Here is a 25,097-nt window from a genome sequence, read left to right on the forward strand (position 1 = left end):
GAAACAATCCAGTTAGAAATTAGGGTCGGCAGTATAAACGAAGCGTTTAACGGTCTCAATTTCTTATTATGAATGAATCGAATCTAGTAGATTTTGTGCGCGTTGCTGTTGATGTTCATTACCCTTATCAATGACATCGCGCAATAACTTACCGGCATGATTCAAATCATTCATTTGTATGTACACAGAGGCTAAGTCTATCTGACTTGATAGTTCCCCTTCTACGTCAACGTCTTTAAGCTCGACATTGCCGATCACATCAGGAAATTCTTCTAGTCCGACTCGAAGATCGAGCTCTTCTTCATCGGGGTTGGTTGCAGGTTCTGCATCTGCCTCAGCGATCACTTCATCGATAGACTTATAGGCAGTAGTTGGCTCTGTCTCTTCTGGTGCTGGTTCAGATATCGTTGCATCATTTTCTGTAGCAATAACTGGTTTTTCAATAACTGTTTGTTCAATAACTGAGTCACTCGCTGCTACTGCATCACCTAAATCTAGATCATCTTCTGCTAACAGCGCTAACGCTTCTTTTTTAGCATCCGCAAGCGCTTCTCTTTCGCCATATTCAGGCAAATCCGCGACGTTTACGATCTCATCGAGATGAGATTCTTGCTCTGTAGACTCTTCGCCCTTGCTATTGTCGCCATAGCTATTATCACTATCGCTATCAGAATCCGTGTTGTCTGGGGTAGCCGTCTCACCTGTAACTTTAACCGCTAATATTTTATCCAGCTCTTGCTCAAACTCTTTATCCAGTGGGTTAACCGTACTTTGCGCCATCTGCGCTCGAGCAGGCACTTCAATTGCGGCGTCTGGTGTTTGACTGTCATCGCTTTGTTCTTGAACGTGTTGCGCTTCGGTATTTTCTTCTGACGATGCCACAACGGTTGCGATAGGTTCTACATTTTCAATTTCAGGGTCGTTATCGCCTTTCACGCTTGGCACGGGGTTAAGTGCTTTTGGCTCTGTAGGCTCTTTACCAATTTGCGGAACCGGTCTGACGGATAAGGTCATTTTGATGATAAGCAACATGATAAGCGCTGTCACAGCGGCCGATAGCGCCACAATCACCCATACATTTGTCAATAAACTTGAATTTGATGCAGGCGCAGGGAGATTGGCATTTTCTGCTTTTAAAGTTTGCTCTGCGGCGGCGCGGCGCTGGGTTTCTAAATCGAGTTGCCCTTTTAATTGCACGACATCCGTACGAATTGAGCCTAATGCTTGCAGAAGATCTTGGTTATTTTGGCGTAATGAGCTGAACTCTTGCTGTGAGGATTGTAATTGCTGCTGCAAAAACTCGATTTGCTTTTGCTGTATTTGACGCGCACCCAAATCTTCTACATTAATTTTAGTCGGCGCATTGTCTTGAGCGATTTTTGCTAAATAGCTGGGCTTTTTCGCATGAATTTTTAATAAGCGCACCGCCTCAGCAACACTCTGTTTATCAATTTCAGCATCGGTTGGCAAAGTGATGATACTGCCCGGTTTGAGCAAGTGGATGTTTCTATCTTCAAAATCCGCTAAGTTATTTTTGTAGATAGCCAAGATCACTTTATAAACCGATTGCTGCTCGCTGGTTCTTACGGTTTGCCCTATCGACCATAAAGTTTCATCGATAGCTGTGGGGCCATAAGTGCGTTGGCTAGAGAGTTTATTTTGATCTCGGTTAAGCTTAGTTCCATCTAGTGAATCAGGAACGATATAAGTAGGAACGGCTTGCAAATGACCACTTGGGCCTACAAGACGGATGTCTTCTGCATGTGCCACGATAGAAACACACAAACACGCAATTACAATAAGAGTACGACGATACAATTCCATTTGAGTTCGCAACTAGATTTCCCTTAAGCGGTGAATAGTATTAATTTGCTAAAGTTTTGTGCAAAAGACAACTATAGGATGATTATTTACATCAAAAATGTGCCTAAAATTCGATTACGGGTCAAGTAGTGGTTCTTCAGTTACCAAAAATAGAAAAGCCACCAGCAAGTTACCTCGCCAATGGCCTTTTTTACTTATGCTTGTAAAGCAAAAAACGTTTACAGCAAAATCTAAAAAAATCAGATACTTCTATAGCTTAAAAGTAGTCACGAATTAATAGTTCTGCAATTTGTACGGCGTTAGTCGCTGCGCCTTTACGCACATTATCCGCGACAACCCACATGTTTAGGCCGCTGTGGTGGCTAATATCGTTACGGATACGCCCAACCATGACATGATCTTTACCGCCAGCGTCACGAACTTGGGTTGGGAAATCTTGGCCGTGGAACACTTCAATACCGTCGGTTTGTTCAAGTAGCTGCACCGCTTGCTCTGCATCAATCGGCGCACGCGTTTCTAGGTGTACCGCTTCAGCATGACCATAGAAAACCGGCACACGAACACAAGTTGGATTCACCATGATAGAAGGGTCGTTAAAGATTTTTTGGGTTTCCCAAACCATCTTCATCTCTTCTTTGGTGTAACCGTTGTCCATAAAGGTATCGATTTGTGGAATACAGTTAAAAGCGATTTGCTGAGAGAACGCTTCCGCTTCTGCAGGTCGACCGTTTAATAGTTTCGCTGTTTGGCCTGCAAGCTCATCAATGCCTGCTTTGCCCGCACCTGCTACTGATTGATAAGTTGAGACGTTAATGCGCTCAATACCCACTTCATCATGGATAGGCTTCAAGGCAACCAGCATTTGAATGGTAGAACAGTTTGGGTTTGCAATGATGTTGCGGTTACGAAACTCTGCAATGGCTTCAGGGTTTACTTCAGGCACAACAAGAGGTACATCATAGTCGTAGCGGAACTGCGACGTGTTGTCGATAACCACTACGCCTTCATCTGCGGCAATAGGAGCCCATTTCTCCGACAGTTCACTGCCCGCTGAAAATAGTGCGATATGTACTTGAGACCAATCAAACTCAGCCACATCTTGTACTTCGATACTTTTGCCGTCAAAGCGGTAAGTTTTACCCTTACTGCGTTCACTGGCCAGTAGATGCAGTTCGCCAATCGGAAACTCTCTTTCTTTTAGAACGTCTAAAAGTGTTTCACCGACAGCGCCAGTTGCGCCTAAAATGGCGACATTAAATTGTTGACTCATTAACCTACCTCTACCTTAAATCCTAGCTCTTGCAAGGGTTGCAAATTACAAGACGCATCGCCAGTGAGCGTCACCGCGCCATATTCTCGGCGGTCCCAATACTCTTTACGCATCTTATCAAATGCCCCTGTTTTACCGATTTCACGGCGAAACAGTGCATCGTCTTTGCGCACATCATAAATCAATTGTGTGAGGTTGTGCAGTGTTGCTTCGTCCCACTGGCGTGATAAATGCATTTTTGGCACGGGAGCGGTAGGTAATAACTCATCGGCGCCAACCGCTAAGGGGCTATTAATGTGCTGGCAAAATGAATTAAAGATCATTGTTGTACCGCGCGCCTTACCCTCTAAACCGTAGCCTGCAACATGCGGAGTGGCAAATGCAAGCAGTGGTAATAACTCCAAGTCCACTTCTGGCTCAAATTCAAACACGTCCAAGACCGCAGTAAAACCGTCATTGCGCTGTAAACGCTGTTTTAAGGCTTGGTTATCCACTACAGGACCACGAGCGGCATTAATTAAAATCTGCTCAGGTCGCATTGCCTGCAAGCGCTCGCTATCAATTAAGTGATGAGTTGGGTATTCACCGTCTCGTGTAATTGGCGTGTGTAGCGAAATCACATCACCGCGTTCAAGCAATTCATTCAGTGGCGTAAATTGACGTGGGTCGCCTTCTGCTTCTTTTAAAGGGTCATTGATTAACACTTGAATGCCAATGCCTTGTAGACATTTCGCAAGATAACTGCCTACCTGCCCTGCACCGACAATACCCACGGTTTTATCAAAAATTGAGAAGCCTTGTTGCTGAGCCAGTACCATTAACGATGAAATGACGTATTCCGCCACGCCAACCTTGTTACAGCCCGGTGCATGTGTGTACGCCACAGCTTTGTCTTGTAATGCTTGTTGATCAAGGTGGTCATAACCGGCGGTAGCGGTGCCGACAAATTTCAGTTTGTTGGCTTTTTCCAGCAATGCTTGATTGACCTTAGTGACGGAGCGAATCATTAACGCATCTACGTCCACTAAGTCGTCAGCACTGATTGTGCGTCCAGATAAGGCCACAACCTCACCTAATTTGCCAAACAGTTCTTTGGCATACGGCATATTTTCATCAATTACGATTTTCATTTGTAATACTTCAGCTGTTTTGAATAAGTAACAGAATAATCATAAACAAAAGACCCGACAAGCAATGCCTGTCGGGTCTCATTATTTATGTGCTTTTTTGTATTTAATTGAGCTTAAAGGATTAACCTTCGTACTTTTTAAATACCAATGTCGCATTAGTGCCGCCAAAGCCGAAGCTATTTGACATCACTGTTTTCAATTCTTGGTCGCGTTTCTCAGTGACGATATCAAGACCTTCAGCTGCATCATCAAGCGTTTCGATGTTGATGCTTGGTGCAACAAAACCGTGCTCTAGCATTAATGCGGTGTAGATAGCTTCGTGTACGCCTGCCGCACCTAGAGCGTGACCTGTCATCGCTTTAGTGGCTGAAATTGCAGGGCTGTTACCGCCAAAGACTTCTTGGATAGCGCCAAGCTCTTTCACATCACCTACAGGAGTTGATGTGCCGTGTGTGTTCACGTAATCCACTGAATCTACGTTTTGCAGTGCCATCTTCATACAACGTACTGCGCCTTCGCCTGATGGAGCCACCATATCGTGACCATCTGAGTTTGCGCCGTAGCCAACAAGTTCGCCGTAAATCTTAGCACCACGAGCAAGTGCATGCTCTAGCTCTTCGACAACCATCATACCGCCGCCACCAGAGATAACGAAACCGTCACGGTTTGCATCATAAGTGCGCGATGCGCGAGTTGGCTCATCGTTGTATTTAGTTGATAGTGCGCCCATAGCGTCAAACATCATAGACATGCTGTAGTCCAGTTCTTCACCGCCACCAGCAAAGACCACGTCTTGTTTGCCAAGTTGGATAAGCTCCATCGCGTGACCGATACAGTGAGCTGAAGTTGAACATGCAGAACTCATTGAGTAGTTCACGCCTTTAATTTTAAACGGCGTTGCCAAACAAGCTGATACTGTAGAACCCATTGTACGAGTGACCATGTATGGACCCACTCGTTTAACGCTTTTTTCTCTTAGAATATCAACTGCTGCCACTTGGTTTAGAGACGATGCGCCGCCAGAACCGGCTACGATGCCAGTGCGTTCGTTAGACACCTGCTCAGGAGTCAAACCAGAATCAGCAATTGCTTGCTCCATAGAAATGAACGCATACGCCGCAGCATCACCCATGAAACGCATTTGTTTACGGTCAATGTGTTCCGCTGGATTGATCTTCAAGCTACCCCAAACCTGTGAACGTAGCCCTTTTTCTTTAAATTGTTCTGAGGCTTCGATACCAGATTTGCCAGCTTTTAGAGACTCTAGTACTTCTTCGACGTTGTTACCGATACTGGAAACAATACCCATACCAGTGATCACGACTCGTTTCATGTGACATTCCTATAATTCAAATTTTCCGCTAGATAATACCTAGAAAGAGCGGATCAAGTGGTCAGCTTTCCTAGATATTTGTACAATCACTTCAGTTAACGTCTCATTCTATGATCTATATGCCAAAAATTAAACACGCTCAACTCGATTGGAACGACGCCGGAACCCCGGTATCAGAGCAATTCGATGATGTCTACTTCTCGAACAACGATGGTCTTGCTGAGACTCGTTATGTGTTTCTCACCCAAAATCAACTGCCTGTTCGCTGGCCAACCTTCAACCAATCCCGCTTTGTTATTGCGGAAACTGGCTTTGGCACCGGGCTAAACTTTCTCGCTGTCTGGAAAGAGTTTGAGCTATTTAGAGCGCAATATCCACAAGCGCCCCTCACTCAACTGCATTTTATCAGCTTTGAAAAATACCCTGTCACATTAAATGATCTGCAACAAGCGCATAAAGCGTGGCCAGAATTAGAGAAATATGCGACCGAATTACAGCAGCACTACCCTATGGCGCTTTCTGGGTGCCATCGCCTGATTCTTGCTGATGGCGCTATCACTTTAGACCTATGGCTGGGGGATATCAAAGATAATCTTCCCGATGTACCAACTCATAGTGATGGGATTGTCGATGCTTGGTTCTTAGATGGCTTTGCGCCGAGTAAAAACCCTGAGATGTGGAATCAAGATTTATTCGACGGTATGGCTAAGCTGGCTAAGCAAGATTGTACCGTTGCCACCTTTACTGCAGCAGGGTTTGTGCGCCGAGGGTTGATTGAAGCAGGCTTTGATATGAGTAAGGCCAAAGGCTTTGGGCATAAGCGCGATATGATTGTCGGTAGCATGCGCGACAAACAGCCGTACAGCAATATCTTGCCTCACTTTGCCAGAGAGCCTCTAACCTCTGTTTTTGATTCAAACACACCCGATAAGCCAGTCGATAATATTGCCATTATTGGTGGCGGTGTCGCCAGTGCTTGTCTTGCTTATTCTTTAGTGCAAAAAGGTGCACAAGTGACACTGTATTGCCAAGATGAGCAACTGGCCCAGGGCGCATCCGGCAATAGACAAGGCGCACTTTATCCGTTGTTAAACGGCGATCACAATGCCGTTTCGCAAGTTTTTTCTAACGGCTTTGTGTTTGCGCGCCAATTCTATGATCACGTAGCGGCTAAAGTGAGCTTTGACCATGACTGGTGTGGCGTTACCCAATTATTTTGGAATGAAGCGGAGCAAACCAAGCTATCGCGCATTGTGCAAGGGCAATATCCGCATGAGTTAGTCACTCAACTCAACCCTGAACAAACCGCGCGCACTATTGGGCTCGATTGCTCGTACGGCTCGGTGTTATACCCACAAGGCGGCTGGCTATCACCCTCGCAATGCACACAAGGCATTATTGAGTTTCTTGCCCAACAGCAGCAATTAACGCTAAATCAGCCGTGTAAAGTGACCCAGTTAGAGCAAAACGAACAAGGTTGGTTGGTCACCAGTCAGCAAATGGACGAACATATAAGCGAGCAAAAAAATCAGCAGCAATACACTGCGGTAGTGATTGCGAATGGACACAATTTTGATGAGTTTGCGCAAGCGCAATCTATTCCCCTTGGCAAAGTAAAAGGGCAAGTGAGCCATATTCCTACGACTACTCAACTGCAAAAACTCAATACTGTATTGTGTTACGACGGCTACTTAACGCCGAAAAGCCCGTTAGATCAGCACTGCATTGGCGCAAGTTATGACAGTCGCGATCACAGCACTGATTACAATGAGCTGCACCAACAACAAAACGCCTCTAAATTGCAGCAGTGCCTACCCGACCAAAGTTGGCCAGCCGAGGTTGATGTGAGTGCCAAAGACGCGAGACAAGGCATACGCTCTGTTTCTAGAGATCATCTGCCTTTTATCGGTAATGTCGGTAAGTTTGCAGACATAGTGACTCAATACGCGAATTTAAGCCCGCAGAAAACAGTGCCCGCAACCGCAGTCAGCCAGTATCCAAATCTATTTTGCTTAATTGGTCTTGGCTCAAGAGGCTTAACTTCAGCGCCGTTAAGCGCCGAAATTTTGGCTTCACAAATGCTGGGGTATCCATTGCCTATGCCTGCTTCCACCTTAAATGCATTGCATCCAAGTCGCATGTGGGTAAGAAAGCTGATTAAAGGTAGACCTCTTGCTAAGCCAATTAAATAAGCAATCTGCAACAATATGGGCTCAGAAAGAGCCCATTATTTATAGTGCCAATTGGGTATATCCAAACTAAGCGATAAGCTTACCTAGCGCATCCATCACTTGTTGCTGTAACTGTTGGTCTTTAAATTCATTCTTCTGCACATCAAATGCATCATAAAAATTGGGCACAGATAACGAGGCTTTCACATCCGCACCAAAATAAGGCGCAGAAGCGACGGCGGCGGCAAGTACCGATTTAGCACCACCTGGGCCCGGTGACGTTGCCATGTACAAGGCGGGTTTATTTTGGAATACATTGCGCTCAATGCGAGTCGCCCAATCGAATAAGTTCTTATAGGCGGCGGTATAACTGCCATTGTGCTCTGCAAAAGAGACTATAATGGCATCAGCTCGGCCAAGTTTAGCCAACAGCTTTTTCGCTGATTCCGAGTGTCCAAGCTCTTTTTCAGTGTCTTCACTGAAGAGTGGCGCTGGATAATCAATAAGATCAAGCACTTCTACATCGGCATTGGCTAGCTGATGAGCAGCGTACGACGCGAGCGTTTTATTGATTGAAGTTGAACTGGTACTGGCGGCAAAAGCGATAATTTTCATAACTGATTCCTTGTTCGATAATCCATCGTGTCATTCTGTCTTGCAATGACGTCTTGCAATTAAAAGCGGGCTCATAAAAAATATGCTGTGACTCAACTCTGAATCACAGCATATTCATGTCCATTCCCAACATACTAATTAATCAGCGTTGAGTCAGCATTAACGCAATAAAAATTAGACTAAGCCAATGCTTTCGATAAACCATTCCACATGTCGGCCACAATAACGCGATCCGCTGGTGTTAGCTCTGATTGTGCGTCGGCAAGGCTTTGTTCGATTTTTTGCTTGAATACGGCAACATCGGATACCGCTTCGTATTCACAATCAGCCGCGGCTAAAGAGATATGACCACGTAAATAGCCACCCGCAAACAGCTCGTCATCCGACGCAGTGGCAACGGTTTGGTCAATCGTGTCAAGTAACTGTTCTTCGAGTTGTAAAATCATGGTTCAAAGTACCTTAAAATCTTCCTGAGTAAGTGGCGGGACACTATAAAAATCCCGAAGCGCATTAGAAAGCATCTCAACCCTAGTTGGCAAGCCTTTCTCTAAAATATCGATAACCTCTTGCTGAACCTTATGTGTAAAACCTAATCTATCTGGTTCAAAGTCTCCGCTTAGGTTGTCACAACTGACTTGAAAACGAAACCCTGCACTTTGTGCCAATATCCATTCATACGCTTGCGGGCGGATCTCGACCACTTCAAATTGCGCTTGGGTGTTGGCATCACGACCATCAGGTTCATACCAATAACCAAAATCTTCGAGTAATCGTCGTTTTGGCCCAGCGACACACCAATGCGCAATCTCATGCAGAGCTGAAGCATAAAAACCGCGGGCAAAAATGATGCGATGGTACGCAAACTCATCATCGGCAGGAAGATAAATAGGCTCGTCTCCCCCTAACACCAATCGAGTGTTAAAAGAGTCAAAGAAAGTATTATCGAAGATAGTAATAAGGTCGTTATAGTCGTGCATGGGAAAATCTTACAGAAAGGAAAGAGAAACGGGCGGAGAATTAAGAGCGCTGAATGCCGATTTTACAATCGGAAGCATCCAACAGCTCTTTAGTTTATCTATACAATTTTTGGTGTTTCGGTTACTACGCCATGGTTTTGACCACGGTGACGCAATAAATGATCCAGCAATACAATCGCGAGCATCGCTTCCGCAATCGGCACAGCGCGAATACCCACACAAGGATCGTGACGACCTTTAGTGATAAGTTGCGTCGCCTCACCTTGACGGTTAATCGTATTGCCCGGCACTGTGATGCTTGAGGTCGGTTTTAGTGCAATATTTGCCACAATGTCTTGACCTGTTGAAATGCCACCTAAAATGCCACCAGCGTGGTTAGAGGCAAAGCCGTCTGGAGTCAGTTCATCTCGGTGTTGACTGCCCTTTTGTGCAGCCACTGCAAAGCCATCGCCAATTTCAACGCCTTTTACCGCATTGATGCTCATTAACGCGTGTGCAATATCGGCATCTAAACGATCAAAAATAGGCTCGCCCAAACCGACAGGGACACGCGTAGCCACCACCTGTAATTTTGCGCCAACAGAATCGCCATCTTTTTTAAGATCACGGATTAGCTGGTCAAATTTATCGACTGCAATAGCATCTGGAGAGAAAAATGGGTTGTTTTCAATTTCATCAAAATCGATAGTATCGATTTTTACATCGCCCATTTGCGTCAAATAGGCGCGCACTTCAACGCCAAATTCTTGCGCTAAATACTTTTTAGCCACGGCGCCAGCAGCCACTCGCATTGCGGTTTCGCGAGCCGATGAGCGACCACCACCTCGGTAATCACGCACACCGTATTTTTGATGATAAGTGTAATCGGCATGACCCGGACGGAACTTGTCTTTGATTTCAGAGTAATCTTTAGAACGTTGATCGGTGTTTTCAATCAAAAGCCCAATCGAAGTACCTGTGGTTTTACCTTCAAAAACGCCTGAAAGAATTTTAACTTCATCCGGTTCACGACGTGCTGTTGTATAACGCGATGTACCAGGACGACGACGATCGAGATCTTTTTGAAGATCGGCCTCTTCTAAGGCTAAGCCTGGAGGGCATCCATCGATGATACAACCCAATGCGATACCATGGCTTTCACCAAAAGTGGTCACGCGAAAATGCTGGCCAATGCTGTTTCCTGCCATTACTTCCTCATTGTAAGTCTGTTTTAAACGGTCTAATGCCTTTCATACTGGCTTTATCACACTCTATTGTAAAGTGCTTTGTACTGTGTAAACAAAAAACGGCACCCTTTTAGTTACTATCGATAACTAGTGGATGCCGTTATGTTCTTTTTATCCGTATGGATTAATCAATATAAAGCGCAAACTCGTCAGCGCATGCTAGCAACTGCTCTTTGGTGAGCATAAATACGCCGTGACCGCCGTTTTCAAACTCTATCCAAGTAAATGGAATGTTTGGATACTGCTCAATCATGTGCACCATAGAATTGCCCACTTCACAGATCAAAATACCGTTGTCTGTTAGGTAGTTTGGCGCATTCGCCAAAATGCGGCGCACTAATTTTAATCCGTCAGTACCGGCGGCTAAACCAAGCTCTGGCTCATGTTTAAACTCGTCAGGTAGACTGTTCATGTCTTCTTCATCCACGTACGGTGGATTAGACACGATGAGATCGTATTTCTCTTGCACCAAATCACGGAATAAATCCGAACGAATTGGCGTCACTTGCGCTTCAAGACCGTGATCTTGGATATTTTGCTCCGCCACTTCTAGCGCGTCGCCTGAAATATCAATGGCATCGACTTCAGCATCTGGGAAGGCGTGACCACAGGCAATCGCAATACAACCACTGCCGGTACACATATCCATGATGCGAGTAGGTTCACCCGTTAGCCAAGGTTGAAACTGATGTTCAATTAATTCACCAATTGGCGAACGAGGCACTAATACTCGTTCATCAACGAAGAATTCCATACCGCAGAACCAAGCTTTGTTGGTGATGTAAGCGGTAGGTGTACGTTCGTTAATACGCTTAATTACGCGCTCAACCAAACGCAAACGCTCGCTACTTGTTAGGCGAGAATTTAAAACGTGCGCAGGTACGTCGAGAGGTAAATAGAGTGAAGGCAAAATTAATTGAACCGCTTCATCCCACGCATTATCCGTGCCGTGACCGTAAAATAAGCCCGCTGCGTTGAATCGGCTTACTGTCCAACGAATCATGTCTTGCAGTGTGTGAAGTTCAGCCACTGCTTCATCTACAAAAATCTTATCCAAAAGTTTCTCCAAAAAGCGCTACAATACTGCCTAATCTAAAGATAGATCAGAAACTTTATTCCATGAACAAATCAGATAAGCCAAATATTGATGACTTTTCTTTGTTTAAAGAAGCAGTACAAGGCGTTAAAAAGTTACAACAGGATACCATAATCCAACCGCCAACAAGAGAAACAAAACAAAAACAACAGCAAAGGTTTGATCGAGAAGCCAAAGATAACGAATTTTACTTCTCTGATGAATTTGAACCTTTGCTCAATGAGGACGGTCCAACCCGTTACGCTCGCAGTGATGTCTCTAAGTATGAAGTCAAAAGACTGCGCCGTGGCGTGTATGTGCCAGACGTGTATTTAGACATGCATGGCATGACGCAAATGGAAGCCAAACGTGAGCTTGGTGCCATGATTGCGCATTGCATCAAACAAAATGTGCATTGCGCTAGCGTCATGCACGGCATCGGCAAACATATCTTAAAGCAAAAAGTGCCATTGTGGCTGGCTCAGCACCCTGATGTGATGGCCTATCATCAAGCACCTTTGGAGTTTGGTGGTAGTGGTGCACTGCTGGTATTACTGTCTATTCCAGAAAAATAGTGATCTTTTCTGCCTTCGTTGCGTAATCAATGTCAGATGTTCAAATATTTGAATATCCAAAAAACAACACGAGGGATAGGATATGTGGTCGCAATTAACTAAAAAATCAGTTTGGTTCATCGGAATACTTTTTCTAAGCTTGAATGCCTACGCAGGCCATCATGGTATGAAAAAGGACATTGTGGATGTGGCCGCAGGAAATGAAAACTTCTCAACCTTAGTCGCAGCGGTTAAAGCCGCCGGCCTAGTTGATACTTTGAAAGGTGATGGACCGTTTACCGTTTTTGCACCAACAAACGACGCATTCGCAAAGCTTCCTGAAGGCACTGTCGAAATGCTACTAAAACCAGAAAACAAAGATAAACTTGTAGCGATTTTGACCTATCACGTAGTCGCCGGGAAAGTAATGGCGGCTGATGTGGTTAAACTGTCACAAGCTGAAACAGTGCAAGGCGGTACCGCCATGATAAAAGTAATGGATGGCAAGGTAATGATAGATAACGCCACCGTGACGGCGACCGACATTAAAGCGTCGAACGGCGTGATACATGTTATCGACACGGTATTGATGCCTAAATAATGTAACCTACTATGCTTAAGGTAACTCATTTAGACAAAACGTCGACCTCTTGGGTCGCCGTTTTACTTTTAGATTTTAAGGCTGATTCGCTTCTAGGTTAGGCCAAGCTGGCACTCTAGATTAAGGCGCGATATGCCACATCAATTCACCGTTTTTACTCTCAAGTTCAAAATCAATAGCAGCAAAACCTGAGGTTGGAAACATTGGTGCTGCCATATCATTGACAAATTCAGCAGTAAGGTAGCCCACTAAAGGCAAATGAGAAACCAGTAACACTGACTGCGGTTTTTGAACTTCAGCTAAAGCACACACATACTGGTAAACATCTTCAGAATGCCCGTAAGGAGTAATATCGGCACACTCTTCTACTTTATCGGCAGAAAAAAGCCCTTTAATCTTATCCCAAGTTTGTTGCGCCCTGATGTAAGGGCTTACCAAGACTAAATCAAAATGTGAAACACCTTGCTCGACTACGGCTTCGGCCACTTGCAATGATTGCGCCTCTCCGCGAGCGGTCAATGTGCGTTCAGCATCACTTGATGCAAAGCTTCCTGCTTCTCCATGGCGCATGATATATACGTTCATTTTTGTCCTAAACTTGTGACTGTCTGTTCAAAGAGTACACCATAATACTATTGGTATTCTCTGATTGAGGCAGCATTTCAATAAAATTTTATTTTTAAGTTTGCTAGAAGGCATTGCTCCGCCATACTTAACATATAAAACAATAGTTTATCTCAGCCCATTTTTAAATCTTCTGTGTTAAAGATCGGGGTTGAGGTAATTCAAGGAGAGCATCTAAGTGCATCAAAGTCCGAATGACAAAAACCACTATCGTGACATCACCTTAGATAACCAAATTAAAGTCATATTGGTTCAAGATATTACCGTGCAGCGCTCTGCTGCCTCGCTAGCGGTAAGAGTGGGACACTTTGACGACCCTGCTGACCGTGAAGGGCTTGCTCACTACCTTGAACACATGCTGTTTCTAGGTACTAAGGATTACCCACAAGTTGGTGAGTTTCAAACTTTCATCAGCCAGCACGGTGGCAGTAATAATGCGTGGACAGGCACGGAACATACCTGTTTCTTTTTTGATGTCGTGCCTGATTTCTTTGAACAAGCCTTGTCTCGTTTTAGCCAGTTCTTCATTTCTCCCCTCTTCAATCAAGAAGCACTGGATAAAGAGCGTCAAGCGGTTAACTCTGAATATCAAATGAAGATACACGATGATTCGCGCCGTTTTTATCAAGTGCAAAAAGAATTGGTCAATCCGCTACACCCTTTTGCAAAATTTTCAGTCGGTAATGAAGAGACGCTGTGTGATAGAGAAAGCGGCTCTATTCGTGATGAAATTATTCAGTTTTACCAAAGCCATTATTCTGCCGATCTCATGAGTGTGGTGCTCGTGGGTCCGCAGCCTTTAGATGATCTCGAACAGATGGCAACTCGCTTGTTTAGTGATATAAAAAACAATCACCTACAGGCCAAAACCATCACTACCCCATTGCTCACTCAAAATGAACAACAGCTGTATGTACAAGTAGAACCAGAAAAAGAAGCGCGCAAGCTAAGCTTGTCTTTTTCTTTCCCTAATATGGAAAAGCATTACGCGACTAAACCTCTGTCTTATTTTGCGCATCTTATCGGTTACGAAGGCCCGGGTAGCTTGACCTTGTTACTGAAAAATAAACACTGGGTGACTTCTCTTGCTGCAGGTGGCGGCATCAGTGGCAGTAATTTTCGAGAATTTAGCATTGGTTGCCTGCTTACCGCAGAAGGGCTTAAACATATAGATGAGATTGTAGAAACGATCTTTTCTTATATGAACTTGGTCTTTGAACAAGGCATCGAACAGTGGCGTTACACTGAAAAACAAGCGGTATTAGAATCCGCATTTCGTTTTCAAGAATCGGTTAAAGCTATCGACCTTGCCAGCTATCTGGTGATGAGCATACAACGCTTCCCTATGAGTGAAGTCTTGTATGGCGACTATCGCATGAGTGATTTTGACCATTCCCTAATTGAAAGTTTTGTTCCTTACTTCTGCGTAGAGAACCTTCGAGTATGGGTTACCGCCAAAGAGCTTGAGTACGACACACAAGCCAAGTGGTATTTCACCCCATATTCCGCTAAGAAATTTAGCGCCGAACAAATTGAGCGTTGGAAAAATCCAGCCAAGTTTGCTGACTTTGCCCTACCCAGCAAAAACCCATTTATCTGTTATGACTTAGACCCTAAGCCATTACAAGAAGTACAGCCGTTACCTAAAGTCATAGAAGAATTACCGGGCTTTCGTTTGTGGCACTTACAAGAGCCTGATTTTCGCGTACCAAAAGGCTCGCTCTACATTGCGATTGATAGCCCATGCTCAGTCAACAACCCACAAAATATTATCAAATTGCGTTTGTGTGTTGAACTGTTTATGGAGTCACTATCTAGGCAATCCTATCAAGCTGAAATTGCCGGCATGAGCTACAACATCTATGCCCATCAAGGCGGGCTCACTTTAACTATATCTGGATTTAGTGAGAAGCAGCCGCAACTACTGCAAATGATTTTAGAAAAATTTGCCACCCGTCATTTTGAGCAGCAACGTTTTGATAGCATCAAAACCCAAATGCTTAGAAAACTGCGTAACGCCAGTAAAGACAGACCCTTATCGCAACTGTTCAATCACTTATCCGGAATATTACAACCAAATAACCCTCCCGCAGGCGTGCTGGTTAAAGCCTTAGAGAAAGTACAAATTGAAGAGCTGCCAGAGTTTGTCTCTAGCTTATTAGGCAAATTATATGTAGAAATGTTTGTCTTTGGTGATTGGACTCAACAAGCGGCACAAGACATTGCCAATGAGCTGAAAAATGCGCTGCGCGTTGAAAATCAAAAGTACAAAGAATCACTCAGACCTTTGGTGAAGTTAGGTAATAACGGCACCTTCCAACATGAAATTCATTGCGACCAAGACGATTCAGCCGTAGCAATTTACTATCAAGGTGAAGACTCTAACACAGGCACTATTGCTACCTTTACACTTGCTAACCACTTGATGTCATCAGCATTTTTCAATGAAATTCGGACTAAACAACAACTCGGTTATATGGTCGGCACAGGGAATATGCCATTAAACCGTATTCCCGGAATTGTCATTTATGTGCAATCCCCTGTGGCTGCACCGATTGATTTAGTCGCTTCTATCGATGAATTTCTGAATGCTTTTTATATGGTGCTCCTTGAACTGACTGAAGCCCAATGGCAAAACAGTAAGCAAGGGTTATTAAACCAAATCATGGCACCCGACAATAACCTAAGAACCAAAGGCCAAAGGCTTTGGGTATCCATTGGCAATAAAGACCAACAGTTTAACAACCGAGAATTGGTGGTTGAACATATCCGCACCTTAACCCGCGCCGATATGATTCGCTTTGTGGTAAGCCAACTAAAACCTAGAACGGCGAATAGATTGGTCATGCACACCCAAGGCAACCAGCATCACGACGCACCACCACTGGATCTGGGTCAAGAAATTGGCTCTATTGAAGAGTTTCAGCTAATGCCGAAAGATATTGAACTGGGGTGATAGGGTAAAAATACGTTAACCTCAATTAAAAAAGACACTCAGCTTAATATCATATTGAACATAGGCTGAGTGTCTTTTTTATTAATCAAATATTAGAATGTCTGGGATTAACTATGCGTTATTGGTTTTAAGTTTAAGGTATTCAATATATCTGGTTGTGTTTGGTAGCATGATTTGAATACAGACATTACATATATAGATTTGTGATTTGATGTCCTAATGCTTTCTCCACACATCTGTTCTCTATAGTCTCTATTTTCAGTATTGTTGGTCATCAAAGCTTCGTATATTTTCTGATCCAACACGCCATGATGCGTTAAGGACATAGAGCGGTATCTATCAACCTGAAATGTTCGAAATGCCCCAAGACGATAAGTAGTATCACCTCTTGCTATATTAGAAAAATAACAATGGTGGCATTTTCTCCTCAATAACATTACAAATCCGTTGCTTTCTGTATCTTTGAAAATAGACATATCAAACGAATCTTTTTCACCACCGACAGTATTACTATATCCCTGAAAACTCTTAATCTTGAAATCTTCGACGAAAACATAATTAGAAGGTAAGTCTACGGAAGCCTCTACGCCCGCAATATCCACATGATTATTGTGATGGTTAAACACAATTTTATTGGTCAATAATGACGCACAACCACCGAGAGAAAATAGAAGAACTATTGATAGAATTTTTTTCATTATAATTTCTGATTATTAAATGTGATAATTTCATATGCCACACCAGAAATAATATTGATAAACACGCGATAGCCATCCAGTGCGACTCCGTATATATAATATTTAATACGTTTGTTATAACGTAGCGCTTGCATTGCAATCTTATGTTTCAAAAATGGATATAGGTTTGAGAGATTGTTTTTATGCTTCTTTTGCAATCCCTTGAGCTCGCTTACAAAGCTGATGCATGGGTTTGGCGCGATGGGTTTTTATCTGATACATTCGCGCTACTTAGCCTCAATCATCCAAACAGTTCACAATGGCCAATCAAGAATCCATCAATGATATTGTTGAATTTGGGAGCACTCTGCATCGCAGTGGGTGTCCTCCGTATAAGGTAGAAAAATTCACACAATATTATGCAAGGCAACAAGGAATGCCTTCAATGGTGCAAGCGCTCCCGACATCCATTAATTATCAATTTCCCGAAGATAACAATAAGGTCATTATGAAGCGCTTAGCACCCGCGTCCATTGATCTTAGTTTGCTTGCGCACACCATAGGTCGGCTCGACAATAGAAACGGTACTAAGGTGCAAAAACCTCTCTATTATCCAAAATGGAGCGTCGCACTGGCTAATATGTCGATTCCACCTGCTTATCTAATGCTTATCGGCAGCACTCTTGAAGCCATTACTTTTGCCACTCTGCTCGGGATTTTGGTGTGGGGATGTCAGCAAGTACTGACTGGACGTCGCACTATTGCCGTTGAGTTTATTGCCGCACTGCTAACGGGGATTTGCGTAGCGGGTATCAGTAGTCTTGGTTATCCCATGCCCATATACGCCTTGTGCATCGCCGCCGTAATACTGTTTGTCCCCGGTTTATCCATTGCCAATGCGTTGGAATGTTTAGCATTTAATGATCTCGTATCAGGCACCAGTTTATTAGGGCAAAGTATGCTCACGCTGATTAAGCTCTTCATTGGCATATTTATGGGCGTGCACATTGGTGAAACGATTTGGGGCGTCAGTGACTATTTAACTTATACCAATGACGTGCCAACGTGGATGCACTTTGCTGGACTGCCAGTGATATCCCTTGCTATTGGAATCATATTTAATGCCAGACCAAAAGACATGCTATTAGGTTTTCCAGTGGCTATCTTAGGTATGTGGGGCCCTTATTATCTAGGACTTGGCAGTGGCTGGATTGTCGGCACATGGCTAACTACGGTGATCATCACCTTATATGGCACATGGATTGCCAAGAAAATGCACCTAACGGGTTCTATCTATATACTGCAAGGCATCATTATATTAGTTCCCGGAAGCCGCGTGTTAGTGAGTGCTAGCCAATCGGTATTTGAGCAACCCATTTTGCCTATCCCAAGCATAGGCTTATCTGCGCTATTCATGTTTGCCGCTATCATGGCAGGCCAAATTACCGCCTACTCTATCTATTCACCAAAAATCGAAAGATAGCTAACAAAAAGGGAAGACGAAATGATATCGGCTTCCCTTGCAGTTATTTTTAATACCAATCACACTAAGAATACTTAGCCGTAGAAGGTTTTCCCTGACTCAGCCCTATCAATAAGCCCTTGGCACGGCTCAAATCGTTCGCCGTAAGTCAGCTCAAACTGGCGCATTTTCTCGATTAACTTGTCTAGACCATAAGTATCCATAAACCTAAATGGTCCACCGCTAAACGGCGGGAAGCCGATACCAAAGATGGCACCAATATCTCCGTCTCGAGCACTGGCAATGATACCTTCATCTAAACAGCGCACCGCTTCATTAAGCAAAGGAATCACACAACGAAGCGCAATATCCTCTTCAGCAATGCTGCGTGAAGGAGTCAATTTCAGTAACTTATACACAGATTTATCGACTTTCTTATCTTTGCCTTTGTACTGATAAAAGCCTTTACCTGCTTTGCGCCCAATACGCCCATCATTAAGAAGCACATCAAATAAGTTGGGACCTTGGAAACGCTCACCAAGTTCACTCACTAAAATCGGCATTATTTTAGCGCCAATATCCACGCCCACTTCATCGAGCAAGGTAATAGGCCCAACAGGGAAACCAAAGTTCAGCAGTGCGCTATCAATATGCTCAATCTCTTGCTCTGCCATCAACACTTGAGCCGCTTCGTTCATGTAGGGCGCTAAAATTCGGTTTACATAGAAACCGGCGCTGTCTTTCACTACGATTGGCGTTTTGCCTTGTTTGCGAGCAAGAGCCACTACCGTTGCCACTGTTTCTGCCGAAGTGGTGGCATGAGGAATCACCTCAACTAACGGCATTTTCTCTGCTGGACTAAAGTAATGCAGACCGACAATATTTTCAGGTCTTTGCGCGCCTTCCGCTATTTGATAAATAGGTAAAGACGAAGTATTAGAAGCAAAAATTGTATTTTCAGGACACTGCTGCTCAATATCTTGCACCATGCCTTGTTTTAATGATAAATCTTCAAATACCGCTTCAATAACAACATCAGCCTTATTAAAACCAAGATAGTCAGTACCGCCACGCAACTGTGACATTTTTGACTGTACTTGCGCTTTCGATAAGATGCGACGCTTGCGCTGCTTTTCCAACAGTTTGTAGTTGTAGCTCAGGGCATTTAATACCCCATCTTGTGCGACATCTTTTAAGTTAACGGCAAATTTACCTTTGGCGAGCGATACGTGAGCAATACCCGCTCCCATCAATCCGCCACCCAATACGCCAACATGGTTGACCTTAGCAGGGGTGGCATTACCAAAATGTTCTTTTTTCATTTCTGTGGTGGCAAAAAATAGCGAGCGTAATGCCTTTGATTCATAGGTCATGACCAGATGCCCGAACTCTAACGCCTCTTTTTCTAGACCGCGCTTTAATCCCTTCTCTAAACCAAATTGCATCACCTCGAGAATTTTGTCAGTGGCGGGATAATTACCACGAGTTTTCTGCTGTGTTTTCTTGGCGGCTTGATCAAAGATGACTTTACGGCTCAAGCCAACACTTGAGATCAGTTTTTCCTTTGTCGAAGATTTACGTTTAGGTTTCGATTTTTGTGCGTACGATTTCGCGACATCCAGAAAAATACTGTTTGGCACACTTGCATCCACCAATCCAAGCTTTTTGGCTTTCTTCGCGCGCACTTGTTTGCCAGTAAGAATCAAATCCAGAGACTGCATAAGTCCAATAAGCCTAGGCAACCTTTGTGTCCCCCCTGAGCCGGGTAACAAGCCAAGTTGAACTTCTGGTAAGCCTAAGCGAGTAATATCATCATCACTACAAACACGGTAGTCACAGGCAAGGGCAAGCTCTAAACCGCCCCCTAAGCATGGGCCGTGAATGGCAGCAACCACTGAAAATGGAAACTCGCCGAGCTTGGCAAACATTTTTTGGCCAGTGGTGGCTAACTCAGTGGCCTGAGTTGCGGTTTTGCATGCGTCTAACATGCGCACATCAGCACCTGCAATAAAATTATCTGGTTTTAACGAATGAATGATCAGCCCTTTTATCTCTGATTTTTTCTGTTCAAGTTGCGACAGAATCTCATTCATTTCATCGGCGAATGCGGCTTGCAGGGTATTCATTTTCTCACCCTGCACATCAATAGATAACCAAGCGAGTTGCTCTTCATCTATGCTTAAATTAAAGGTTTTAAGCTCAGTCATTATTCCACCTCCAAAATCATTGCCGCGCCAAGTCCACCAGCGGCACAGGCGGTATTGAGACCAAAGCCTCCGCCTTGTCGTTTAAGCTCTCTTAATGTTTGAGTGATCATACGCGCGCCTGTGGCGGCAAATGGATGTCCGTAGGCAATAGAGCCGCCCAGAACATTGAACTTATCCATATCAATCTCGCCAATCGCTTTGTCTCTGCCAAGTTTTTGTTGAGCAAATTTGTTACTGGCAAACATTTTCACATTGGCCAGTGCTTGCGCGGCAAAAGCTTCATGCATATCAATCAGAGTCAGATCGTTCAAGGTTAGCCCCGCACGATCGAGTGCAATCGGCGTAGCGTACGACGGCCCCATCAACATATCTTTTTCAACACCCGTTGCCGAAAAGGCATAAGAACGAATATAACCCAGAATCTCAAGCCCGAGCGCTTTGGCTTTACTTTCCGTCATTAGCATAATGGCCGCAGCGCCGTCAGTCAGTGGCGTTGAGTTAGCGGCGGTAACTGAACCAAATTGGCGGTCAAAAGCGGGGCGTAATTTAGCGTAACCTTCGATGGTGGAATCAAAGCGGATGTTATTGTCCGTATCAATCCATTTTTTATAAGGTTCAGGATAGGCGGTCATCACTTCGTCACGAATTTTCCCTTCGTTCCATGCGTTAGCGGCAAAGGCGTGTGAGCGATGCGCCAGTGCATCTTGGTCTGCGCGAGAAATAGAGTGAGTCTTCGCCATCTGCTCTGCGGTTTGCCCCATAGATAAACCGGTTGAATACTCCGCTACCGCCGGAGGCACAGGCATAAGATCTTTCATTTTAAGACGGCTCATCACTTTGAGCTTCTGTGGCAAAGTGCGCGCTTTACTCAGCGCCAATAAGTTTGCGGCTAAAGATTTAGTCACACCAATTGGTAAAACGGACGAGGAATCTGCCCCCCCAGCAATACCCACTTCGATGTTACCTGCGAGAATCGATTCAACAACATTGGCTGTCGCCTGAAAGCTAGTGGCGCAGGCACGAGTAACACTGTAGGCATCGGTATTGATGTTCATTCCTGTGCCTAGCACGATTTCTCGAGCAATATTTGGCGCAGCCGGCATTTGAATCACTTGTCCAAACACCACTTGTTCAATTAATGAGGCATCAATATCGGTACGAGCAAGCATTTCGCTGACCACCATCTTGCCAAGATCTAACGCAGGCATGTCTTTTAGTTCAGTGCTTTGTCTGGCAAAGGGGGTTCTTAACCCTGCCACCACTGCTACCCTATCTCCCTGCCGAGTAGTTAACTGCTGTAATCCCATCACACTTCCTTAGTTAAGAGGTCAGACCTCAATATTGTAATGAAATTGTTAATAAAATCAAAGTGTGTAATTGAATTAGATCTTAAATGTGGCTGTCATCACCAAATAAGTTAATTGATATGACGCAATTCATCTACATATTGTGTTTGCGTCCGTTTTATATTCTTGTACAGTTCATAAGAACCTAGACACATAAAAAGGAGCTTGTGTGGCACTTATGCAGATTTTCGACAGGAAAGCGAAATCTCGAAAGAAAAAGTCGCTCTCTCAGGTCAACTCTAATATGGATAAACAAAGAAGATACGAAGCGCTCGTACGCGCTTATCACAGAGACCTGTTTCGTTACGCTTATTGGTTATGTAAAGATCGTTCTATCGCAGAAGATCTTGTACAAGAAACCTGCCTGCGTGCATGGAAAGCGTTAGATTCTCTTTTAGACGAAAAAGCGGCTAAATCATGGCTTATCACCATTTTAAGACGTGAGAATGCACGACGTTTTGAAAGAAAGCAGTTAGATCTTGTCGATATCGATGATCCTGGTAATGAAGCCCATATTAGTGATGATGGATTTCATCAAAGTGAGTGGTTACAAGCTCAAATTATGCGTCTTGATCTGGACTATCGTGAGCCTTTATTTTTACAAGTTGTTGGCGGATTCAGTGGTGACGAAATTGGCGAGATCTTAGACCTCAACAAAAACACTGTGATGACGCGCCTATTTAGGGCTAGAAACCAACTTAAAGAATTACTAGATTCAACCACTTCAAATCAGGGGAGGCAAAATGGATGATTTAGAATTTCGCCGCCGTATTATGTCGGATCCGAAAGCGAGAGACGAAGAGTTACTCAAGGCGATTGCTAACAGTGAGCCAAATGCTAAGTTTACTGACGATATACTGAGCTTAGACGCCAGAATCGAGCAAGCAATGCGTGTCGATGTACCTGATAATTTGGCAGATAAGATTTTGTTCAAGCAGAGCGGCGAAACTAACGTGGTGCGACCGAACTTTGCCAAACGCAGTTTTGCTATTGCCGCATCCGTTGCTTTTGCTGTTGGCGTATTAGTGGGTCAGTTTAATTTGACTCCTAACATCGTCTCTAACGCTCACGCCAGTTTGGCTGATACTGCGGTACAACATGTTATCGATGAACGCCCATTTACCGATCAACTTGATGAGCAAGTAAAGTCCAGTCAAATTAATACCAAATTGACGCCTTTTGCTTATCAATTTACGGAAAGCTTCCCCTACCATGTTTACTATTTAAATCACTGCGGATTTGGTAGTAGCAATGCACTACACATGGTTTTTCAAGGTGAAAAAGGTCGAATTACACTATTTATTACCAATGTCAGCTCCGATCACTCGGTGAACTTTCACGAAAATAAATTGTCGGGCGCCGTAATGCCCATCGGCTCTGCCTCTATGATTCTTGTTGGTGAAGAGGGAGAAAACGTTACAGATATTGCAAAAAGGTTATCAGAAATCATAAAACCACTCTCCTAGAGAATTATCTCTATAATTTCAACCCCTTACATGTAGATATGTTAAGGGGTTATCAATTTCTACTAATTTATCGCACCAATCATTGATTTAGAGCAATGACTCTAAGTAACACAATAAATAGCTAAAATTACACCTTTTTTGTCGCAAAAATGAACAAACGCACTATTTTTAGTAGTGGTCTGAGTTGTTAAAACTATATTTAGCAATAGTATCAGCCGACTTCGAAATTTAAGACCGGTTGATACGCTAGGATTTTAGCGTAAAACATAAGGAAATTATTAATGAATAAGATGCGTACTCTTAAACGCTCCCTACTTGCAGTTGCAGTAGTTGCAGCTACCTCACAAGCACATGCTGCTGGCTTCCAACTTAACGCACAATCAGCTACTGGTATTGGTCGTGCATTCGCAGGTGACGCAGTAATCGCAGACAACGCGTCTTCTATGGCTCGTAACCCAGCAACGATGGCCCTTTTTGATAAAACATCTTTGTCGCTTGGTTTCGAAACTATCATTACTGACATCTCAGTAAAAAATGGCAGTAGCACAACTACTGTCAATGGCACACCGGTTGGTGCAAATGTTTACGAAGATTACGATGATGTAGGTGGTACAGCATTTGCTCCAAACATTCACCTAATCGTGCCAATCAATGAAAAATTTGCAGTGGGTGTAAATGCTTATTCTAATTTCGGAACTAGCACAGACTTCTCTGGAAGTTCAGATTATACCAACTCTGTATATGGTGGTGAGACTGACATTAAGAGCATGAATATTGGTCTTGCAGGCTCATATCGCCTGAATGAACAATGGAGCTTTGGTGCTGGCCTTGATGTTATCTATGGTCAAGGTACTTTCCGTCGTGGTGGCACAGAGCTTGGTATTCCTGCCCCAATTCAAACAGTTGATGTTGAAGACGCAGATGGTTGGGCAGTAGGCTTTAACCTTGGTACTGTTTATGAGCTAGATGAAAACAACCGCTGGGGCCTATCGTACCGTTATAGCCCAGATATAAAAGTATCGGATGACAAAGGACAAGAAATTGAATTGCCTCTTCCAGATATGGCTGAATTCTCTGGTTACCACCATATTAAAGATACAGACTTCGCGGTTCACTACTCAGTACAGTGGATTGGTTGGAGTGCGTTTGACGAGATTGACTTCCATAACTTAAGTAGTGGATATATCCAAGGTGAGTACAATAAACAATACCAATGGCAAGATGGTTGGCACTTTGCTATCGGTGGTACTTGGTACGTAACGGATAAAGTTGAACTGCGTACTGGTTACATGCACGATACCAGCGCTCAAGATGAGCTAACTTCTATCTCTGTACCAGATTCAGATCGTAATTGGATTTCTGCAGGTGCTAGTTACCACTTTACCGAAAATTCAACTCTAGACTTTGGTATCACCTACCTAATTGGTGCTGATCAAAACGTGAGTGAATCAACGCAATTCCCAGCTCCACTACCTGATGGTTCAGTTGGTCTTGGTAATAACACGATTACAGCAACCACTCGTGCTGATGCAATCCTTGTGGGTCTGCAGTACAATCAAAAATTCTAATATAAACGCATAAGC

The 25,097-nt window shown here is 43.9% G+C and carries 21 protein-coding genes; 8 read left to right on the forward strand and 13 right to left on the reverse strand.

The window, feature by feature from the left end; genetic code table 11:
• Positions 1 to 66 precede the first annotated feature (66 nt).
• From QV280_RS08145 to fabB, 4 genes are all read right to left on the reverse strand, one after another.
• Entirely contained in the window at positions 67 to 1,824 is a 1,758-nt protein-coding gene (locus QV280_RS08145; protein ID WP_152819945.1) for a FimV/HubP family polar landmark protein, read from the reverse strand.
• A 256-nt stretch (positions 1,825 to 2,080) separates the two neighbouring features.
• Entirely contained in the window at positions 2,081 to 3,094 is a 1,014-nt protein-coding gene (locus QV280_RS08150; RefSeq protein WP_152819718.1) for an aspartate-semialdehyde dehydrogenase, read from the reverse strand.
• The gene (locus QV280_RS08155; protein ID WP_152819717.1) at positions 3,094 to 4,224 is read right to left on the reverse strand and encodes a 4-phosphoerythronate dehydrogenase; all 1,131 of its coding nucleotides are present in this window, start codon (positions 4,222 to 4,224) and stop codon (positions 3,094 to 3,096) included. Before QV280_RS08155 ends, QV280_RS08150 begins: the two co-directional genes overlap by 1 nt.
• Positions 4,225 to 4,345: 121 nt before the next feature.
• Positions 4,346 to 5,557 (reverse strand): beta-ketoacyl-ACP synthase I, encoded by a 1,212-nt coding sequence (gene fabB / locus QV280_RS08160; protein WP_152819716.1) that lies wholly within the window; start codon positions 5,555 to 5,557, stop codon positions 4,346 to 4,348.
• 119 nt (positions 5,558 to 5,676) lie between these two features.
• Here fabB and mnmC point away from each other — a divergent pair, with 119 nt between their 5' ends.
• Entirely contained in the window at positions 5,677 to 7,749 is a 2,073-nt protein-coding gene (mnmC, locus tag QV280_RS08165) for a bifunctional tRNA (5-methylaminomethyl-2-thiouridine)(34)-methyltransferase MnmD/FAD-dependent 5-carboxymethylaminomethyl-2-thiouridine(34) oxidoreductase MnmC (RefSeq protein WP_172972778.1), read from the forward strand.
• 66 nt (positions 7,750 to 7,815) lie between these two features.
• On the opposite strand, the gene QV280_RS08170 is transcribed toward mnmC, so the two are convergent.
• The 5 genes from QV280_RS08170 to prmB form a co-directional block, all read right to left on the reverse strand.
• Positions 7,816 to 8,343 (reverse strand): NADPH-dependent FMN reductase, encoded by a 528-nt coding sequence (locus QV280_RS08170; protein ID WP_152819714.1) that lies wholly within the window; start codon positions 8,341 to 8,343, stop codon positions 7,816 to 7,818.
• Between the two features lie 179 nt (positions 8,344 to 8,522).
• On the reverse strand, positions 8,523 to 8,789 hold the full coding sequence (locus tag QV280_RS08175) for a YfcL family protein (protein ID WP_023402762.1): 267 nt from the start codon (positions 8,787 to 8,789) through the stop codon (positions 8,523 to 8,525).
• A 3-nt stretch (positions 8,790 to 8,792) separates the two neighbouring features.
• On the reverse strand, positions 8,793 to 9,320 hold the full coding sequence (locus tag QV280_RS08180) for an elongation factor P hydroxylase (protein WP_023402761.1): 528 nt from the start codon (positions 9,318 to 9,320) through the stop codon (positions 8,793 to 8,795).
• A gap of 98 nt (positions 9,321 to 9,418) precedes the next feature.
• Positions 9,419 to 10,507: a chorismate synthase gene (gene aroC, locus QV280_RS08185; RefSeq protein WP_152819713.1), complete on the reverse strand. Its 1,089-nt coding sequence runs from the start codon at positions 10,505 to 10,507 to the stop codon at positions 9,419 to 9,421.
• 163 nt (positions 10,508 to 10,670) lie between these two features.
• On the reverse strand, positions 10,671 to 11,603 hold the full coding sequence (prmB, locus tag QV280_RS08190) for a 50S ribosomal protein L3 N(5)-glutamine methyltransferase (RefSeq protein ID WP_152819712.1): 933 nt from the start codon (positions 11,601 to 11,603) through the stop codon (positions 10,671 to 10,673).
• Positions 11,604 to 11,665: 62 nt separating this feature from the next.
• On the opposite strand from prmB, the gene smrB reads away from it, so the two are divergent.
• The gene (gene smrB / locus QV280_RS08195; RefSeq protein WP_023402758.1) at positions 11,666 to 12,196 is read left to right on the forward strand and encodes an endonuclease SmrB; all 531 of its coding nucleotides are present in this window, start codon (positions 11,666 to 11,668) and stop codon (positions 12,194 to 12,196) included.
• Between the two features lie 82 nt (positions 12,197 to 12,278).
• A complete protein-coding gene (locus tag QV280_RS08200; protein WP_152819711.1) occupies positions 12,279 to 12,776 on the forward strand; it encodes a fasciclin domain-containing protein in 498 nt (165 codons plus the stop codon).
• Positions 12,777 to 12,896: 120 nt separating this feature from the next.
• Here the strand turns inward: QV280_RS08200 and sixA are convergent, their stop codons facing one another.
• Complete coding sequence (gene sixA / locus QV280_RS08205) at positions 12,897 to 13,361, reverse strand: phosphohistidine phosphatase SixA (protein ID WP_023402756.1); 465 nt, start codon at positions 13,359 to 13,361, stop codon at positions 12,897 to 12,899.
• A gap of 217 nt (positions 13,362 to 13,578) precedes the next feature.
• Between sixA and QV280_RS08210 the strand changes: the two genes are divergently transcribed.
• The gene (locus tag QV280_RS08210) at positions 13,579 to 16,356 is read left to right on the forward strand and encodes an insulinase family protein (RefSeq protein WP_367869523.1); all 2,778 of its coding nucleotides are present in this window, start codon (positions 13,579 to 13,581) and stop codon (positions 16,354 to 16,356) included.
• Positions 16,357 to 16,463: 107 nt separating this feature from the next.
• Here QV280_RS08210 and QV280_RS08215 read toward each other — a convergent pair whose 3' ends face one another.
• The gene (locus tag QV280_RS08215; protein ID WP_023402754.1) at positions 16,464 to 17,054 is read right to left on the reverse strand and encodes a hypothetical protein; all 591 of its coding nucleotides are present in this window, start codon (positions 17,052 to 17,054) and stop codon (positions 16,464 to 16,466) included.
• A 298-nt stretch (positions 17,055 to 17,352) separates the two neighbouring features.
• Here QV280_RS08215 and QV280_RS08220 point away from each other — a divergent pair, with 298 nt between their 5' ends.
• Entirely contained in the window at positions 17,353 to 18,516 is a 1,164-nt protein-coding gene (locus QV280_RS08220; RefSeq protein WP_152819710.1) for a threonine/serine exporter family protein, read from the forward strand.
• A gap of 74 nt (positions 18,517 to 18,590) precedes the next feature.
• Here QV280_RS08220 and fadJ read toward each other — a convergent pair whose 3' ends face one another.
• A complete protein-coding gene (gene fadJ, locus QV280_RS08225; RefSeq protein WP_152819709.1) occupies positions 18,591 to 20,702 on the reverse strand; it encodes a fatty acid oxidation complex subunit alpha FadJ in 2,112 nt (703 codons plus the stop codon).
• The gene (gene fadI, locus QV280_RS08230) at positions 20,702 to 22,009 is read right to left on the reverse strand and encodes an acetyl-CoA C-acyltransferase FadI (RefSeq protein WP_023402750.1); all 1,308 of its coding nucleotides are present in this window, start codon (positions 22,007 to 22,009) and stop codon (positions 20,702 to 20,704) included. Before fadI ends, fadJ begins: the two co-directional genes overlap by 1 nt.
• A gap of 217 nt (positions 22,010 to 22,226) precedes the next feature.
• Between fadI and QV280_RS08235 the strand changes: the two genes are divergently transcribed.
• The 3 genes from QV280_RS08235 (at position 22,227) to QV280_RS08245 (ending at position 25,082) form a co-directional block, all read left to right on the forward strand.
• The gene (locus QV280_RS08235) at positions 22,227 to 22,799 is read left to right on the forward strand and encodes a sigma-70 family RNA polymerase sigma factor (protein WP_152819944.1); all 573 of its coding nucleotides are present in this window, start codon (positions 22,227 to 22,229) and stop codon (positions 22,797 to 22,799) included.
• Complete coding sequence (locus QV280_RS08240) at positions 22,792 to 23,514, forward strand: DUF3379 domain-containing protein (RefSeq protein WP_152819708.1); 723 nt, start codon at positions 22,792 to 22,794, stop codon at positions 23,512 to 23,514. Before QV280_RS08235 ends, QV280_RS08240 begins: the two co-directional genes overlap by 8 nt.
• 281 nt (positions 23,515 to 23,795) lie before the next feature.
• Positions 23,796 to 25,082, forward strand: a complete 1,287-nt coding sequence (locus QV280_RS08245; RefSeq protein WP_152819707.1) for an outer membrane protein transport protein — start codon at positions 23,796 to 23,798, stop codon at positions 25,080 to 25,082.
• Positions 25,083 to 25,097 lie beyond the last annotated feature (15 nt).

It is taken from the genome of Vibrio sp. B1Z05 (assembly GCF_052955985.1).

Bases quoted from the DNA above. Each gene is read 5' to 3' on its own strand.
- QV280_RS08235 (WP_152819944.1), top strand. From the start codon at position 22,227: ATGCAGATTTTCGACAGGAAAGCGAAATCTCGAAAGAAAAAGTCGCTC.
- aroC (WP_152819713.1), bottom strand. From the start codon at position 10,507: ATGGCAGGAAACAGCATTGGCCAGCATTTTCGCGTGACCACTTTTGGT.
- QV280_RS08215 (WP_023402754.1), bottom strand. From the start codon at position 17,054: ATGAAAAAAATTCTATCAATAGTTCTTCTATTTTCTCTCGGTGGTTGT.
- sixA (WP_023402756.1), bottom strand. From the start codon at position 13,361: ATGAACGTATATATCATGCGCCATGGAGAAGCAGGAAGCTTTGCATCA.
- QV280_RS08220 (WP_152819710.1), top strand. From the start codon at position 17,353: ATGGCCAATCAAGAATCCATCAATGATATTGTTGAATTTGGGAGCACT.
- QV280_RS08180 (WP_023402761.1), bottom strand. From the start codon at position 9,320: ATGCACGACTATAACGACCTTATTACTATCTTCGATAATACTTTCTTT.
- QV280_RS08150 (WP_152819718.1), bottom strand. From the start codon at position 3,094: ATGAGTCAACAATTTAATGTCGCCATTTTAGGCGCAACTGGCGCTGTC.
- mnmC (WP_172972778.1), top strand. From the start codon at position 5,677: ATGCCAAAAATTAAACACGCTCAACTCGATTGGAACGACGCCGGAACC.
- QV280_RS08240 (WP_152819708.1), top strand. From the start codon at position 22,792: ATGGATGATTTAGAATTTCGCCGCCGTATTATGTCGGATCCGAAAGCG.
- QV280_RS08170 (WP_152819714.1), bottom strand. From the start codon at position 8,343: ATGAAAATTATCGCTTTTGCCGCCAGTACCAGTTCAACTTCAATCAAT.
- QV280_RS08155 (WP_152819717.1), bottom strand. From the start codon at position 4,224: ATGAAAATCGTAATTGATGAAAATATGCCGTATGCCAAAGAACTGTTT.
- smrB (WP_023402758.1), top strand. From the start codon at position 11,666: ATGAACAAATCAGATAAGCCAAATATTGATGACTTTTCTTTGTTTAAA.
- QV280_RS08145 (WP_152819945.1), bottom strand. From the start codon at position 1,824: ATGGAATTGTATCGTCGTACTCTTATTGTAATTGCGTGTTTGTGTGTT.
- QV280_RS08200 (WP_152819711.1), top strand. From the start codon at position 12,279: ATGTGGTCGCAATTAACTAAAAAATCAGTTTGGTTCATCGGAATACTT.
- QV280_RS08175 (WP_023402762.1), bottom strand. From the start codon at position 8,789: ATGATTTTACAACTCGAAGAACAGTTACTTGACACGATTGACCAAACC.
- fadJ (WP_152819709.1), bottom strand. From the start codon at position 20,702: ATGACTGAGCTTAAAACCTTTAATTTAAGCATAGATGAAGAGCAACTC.
- fadI (WP_023402750.1), bottom strand. From the start codon at position 22,009: ATGGGATTACAGCAGTTAACTACTCGGCAGGGAGATAGGGTAGCAGTG.
- fabB (WP_152819716.1), bottom strand. From the start codon at position 5,557: ATGAAACGAGTCGTGATCACTGGTATGGGTATTGTTTCCAGTATCGGT.
- QV280_RS08245 (WP_152819707.1), top strand. From the start codon at position 23,796: ATGAATAAGATGCGTACTCTTAAACGCTCCCTACTTGCAGTTGCAGTA.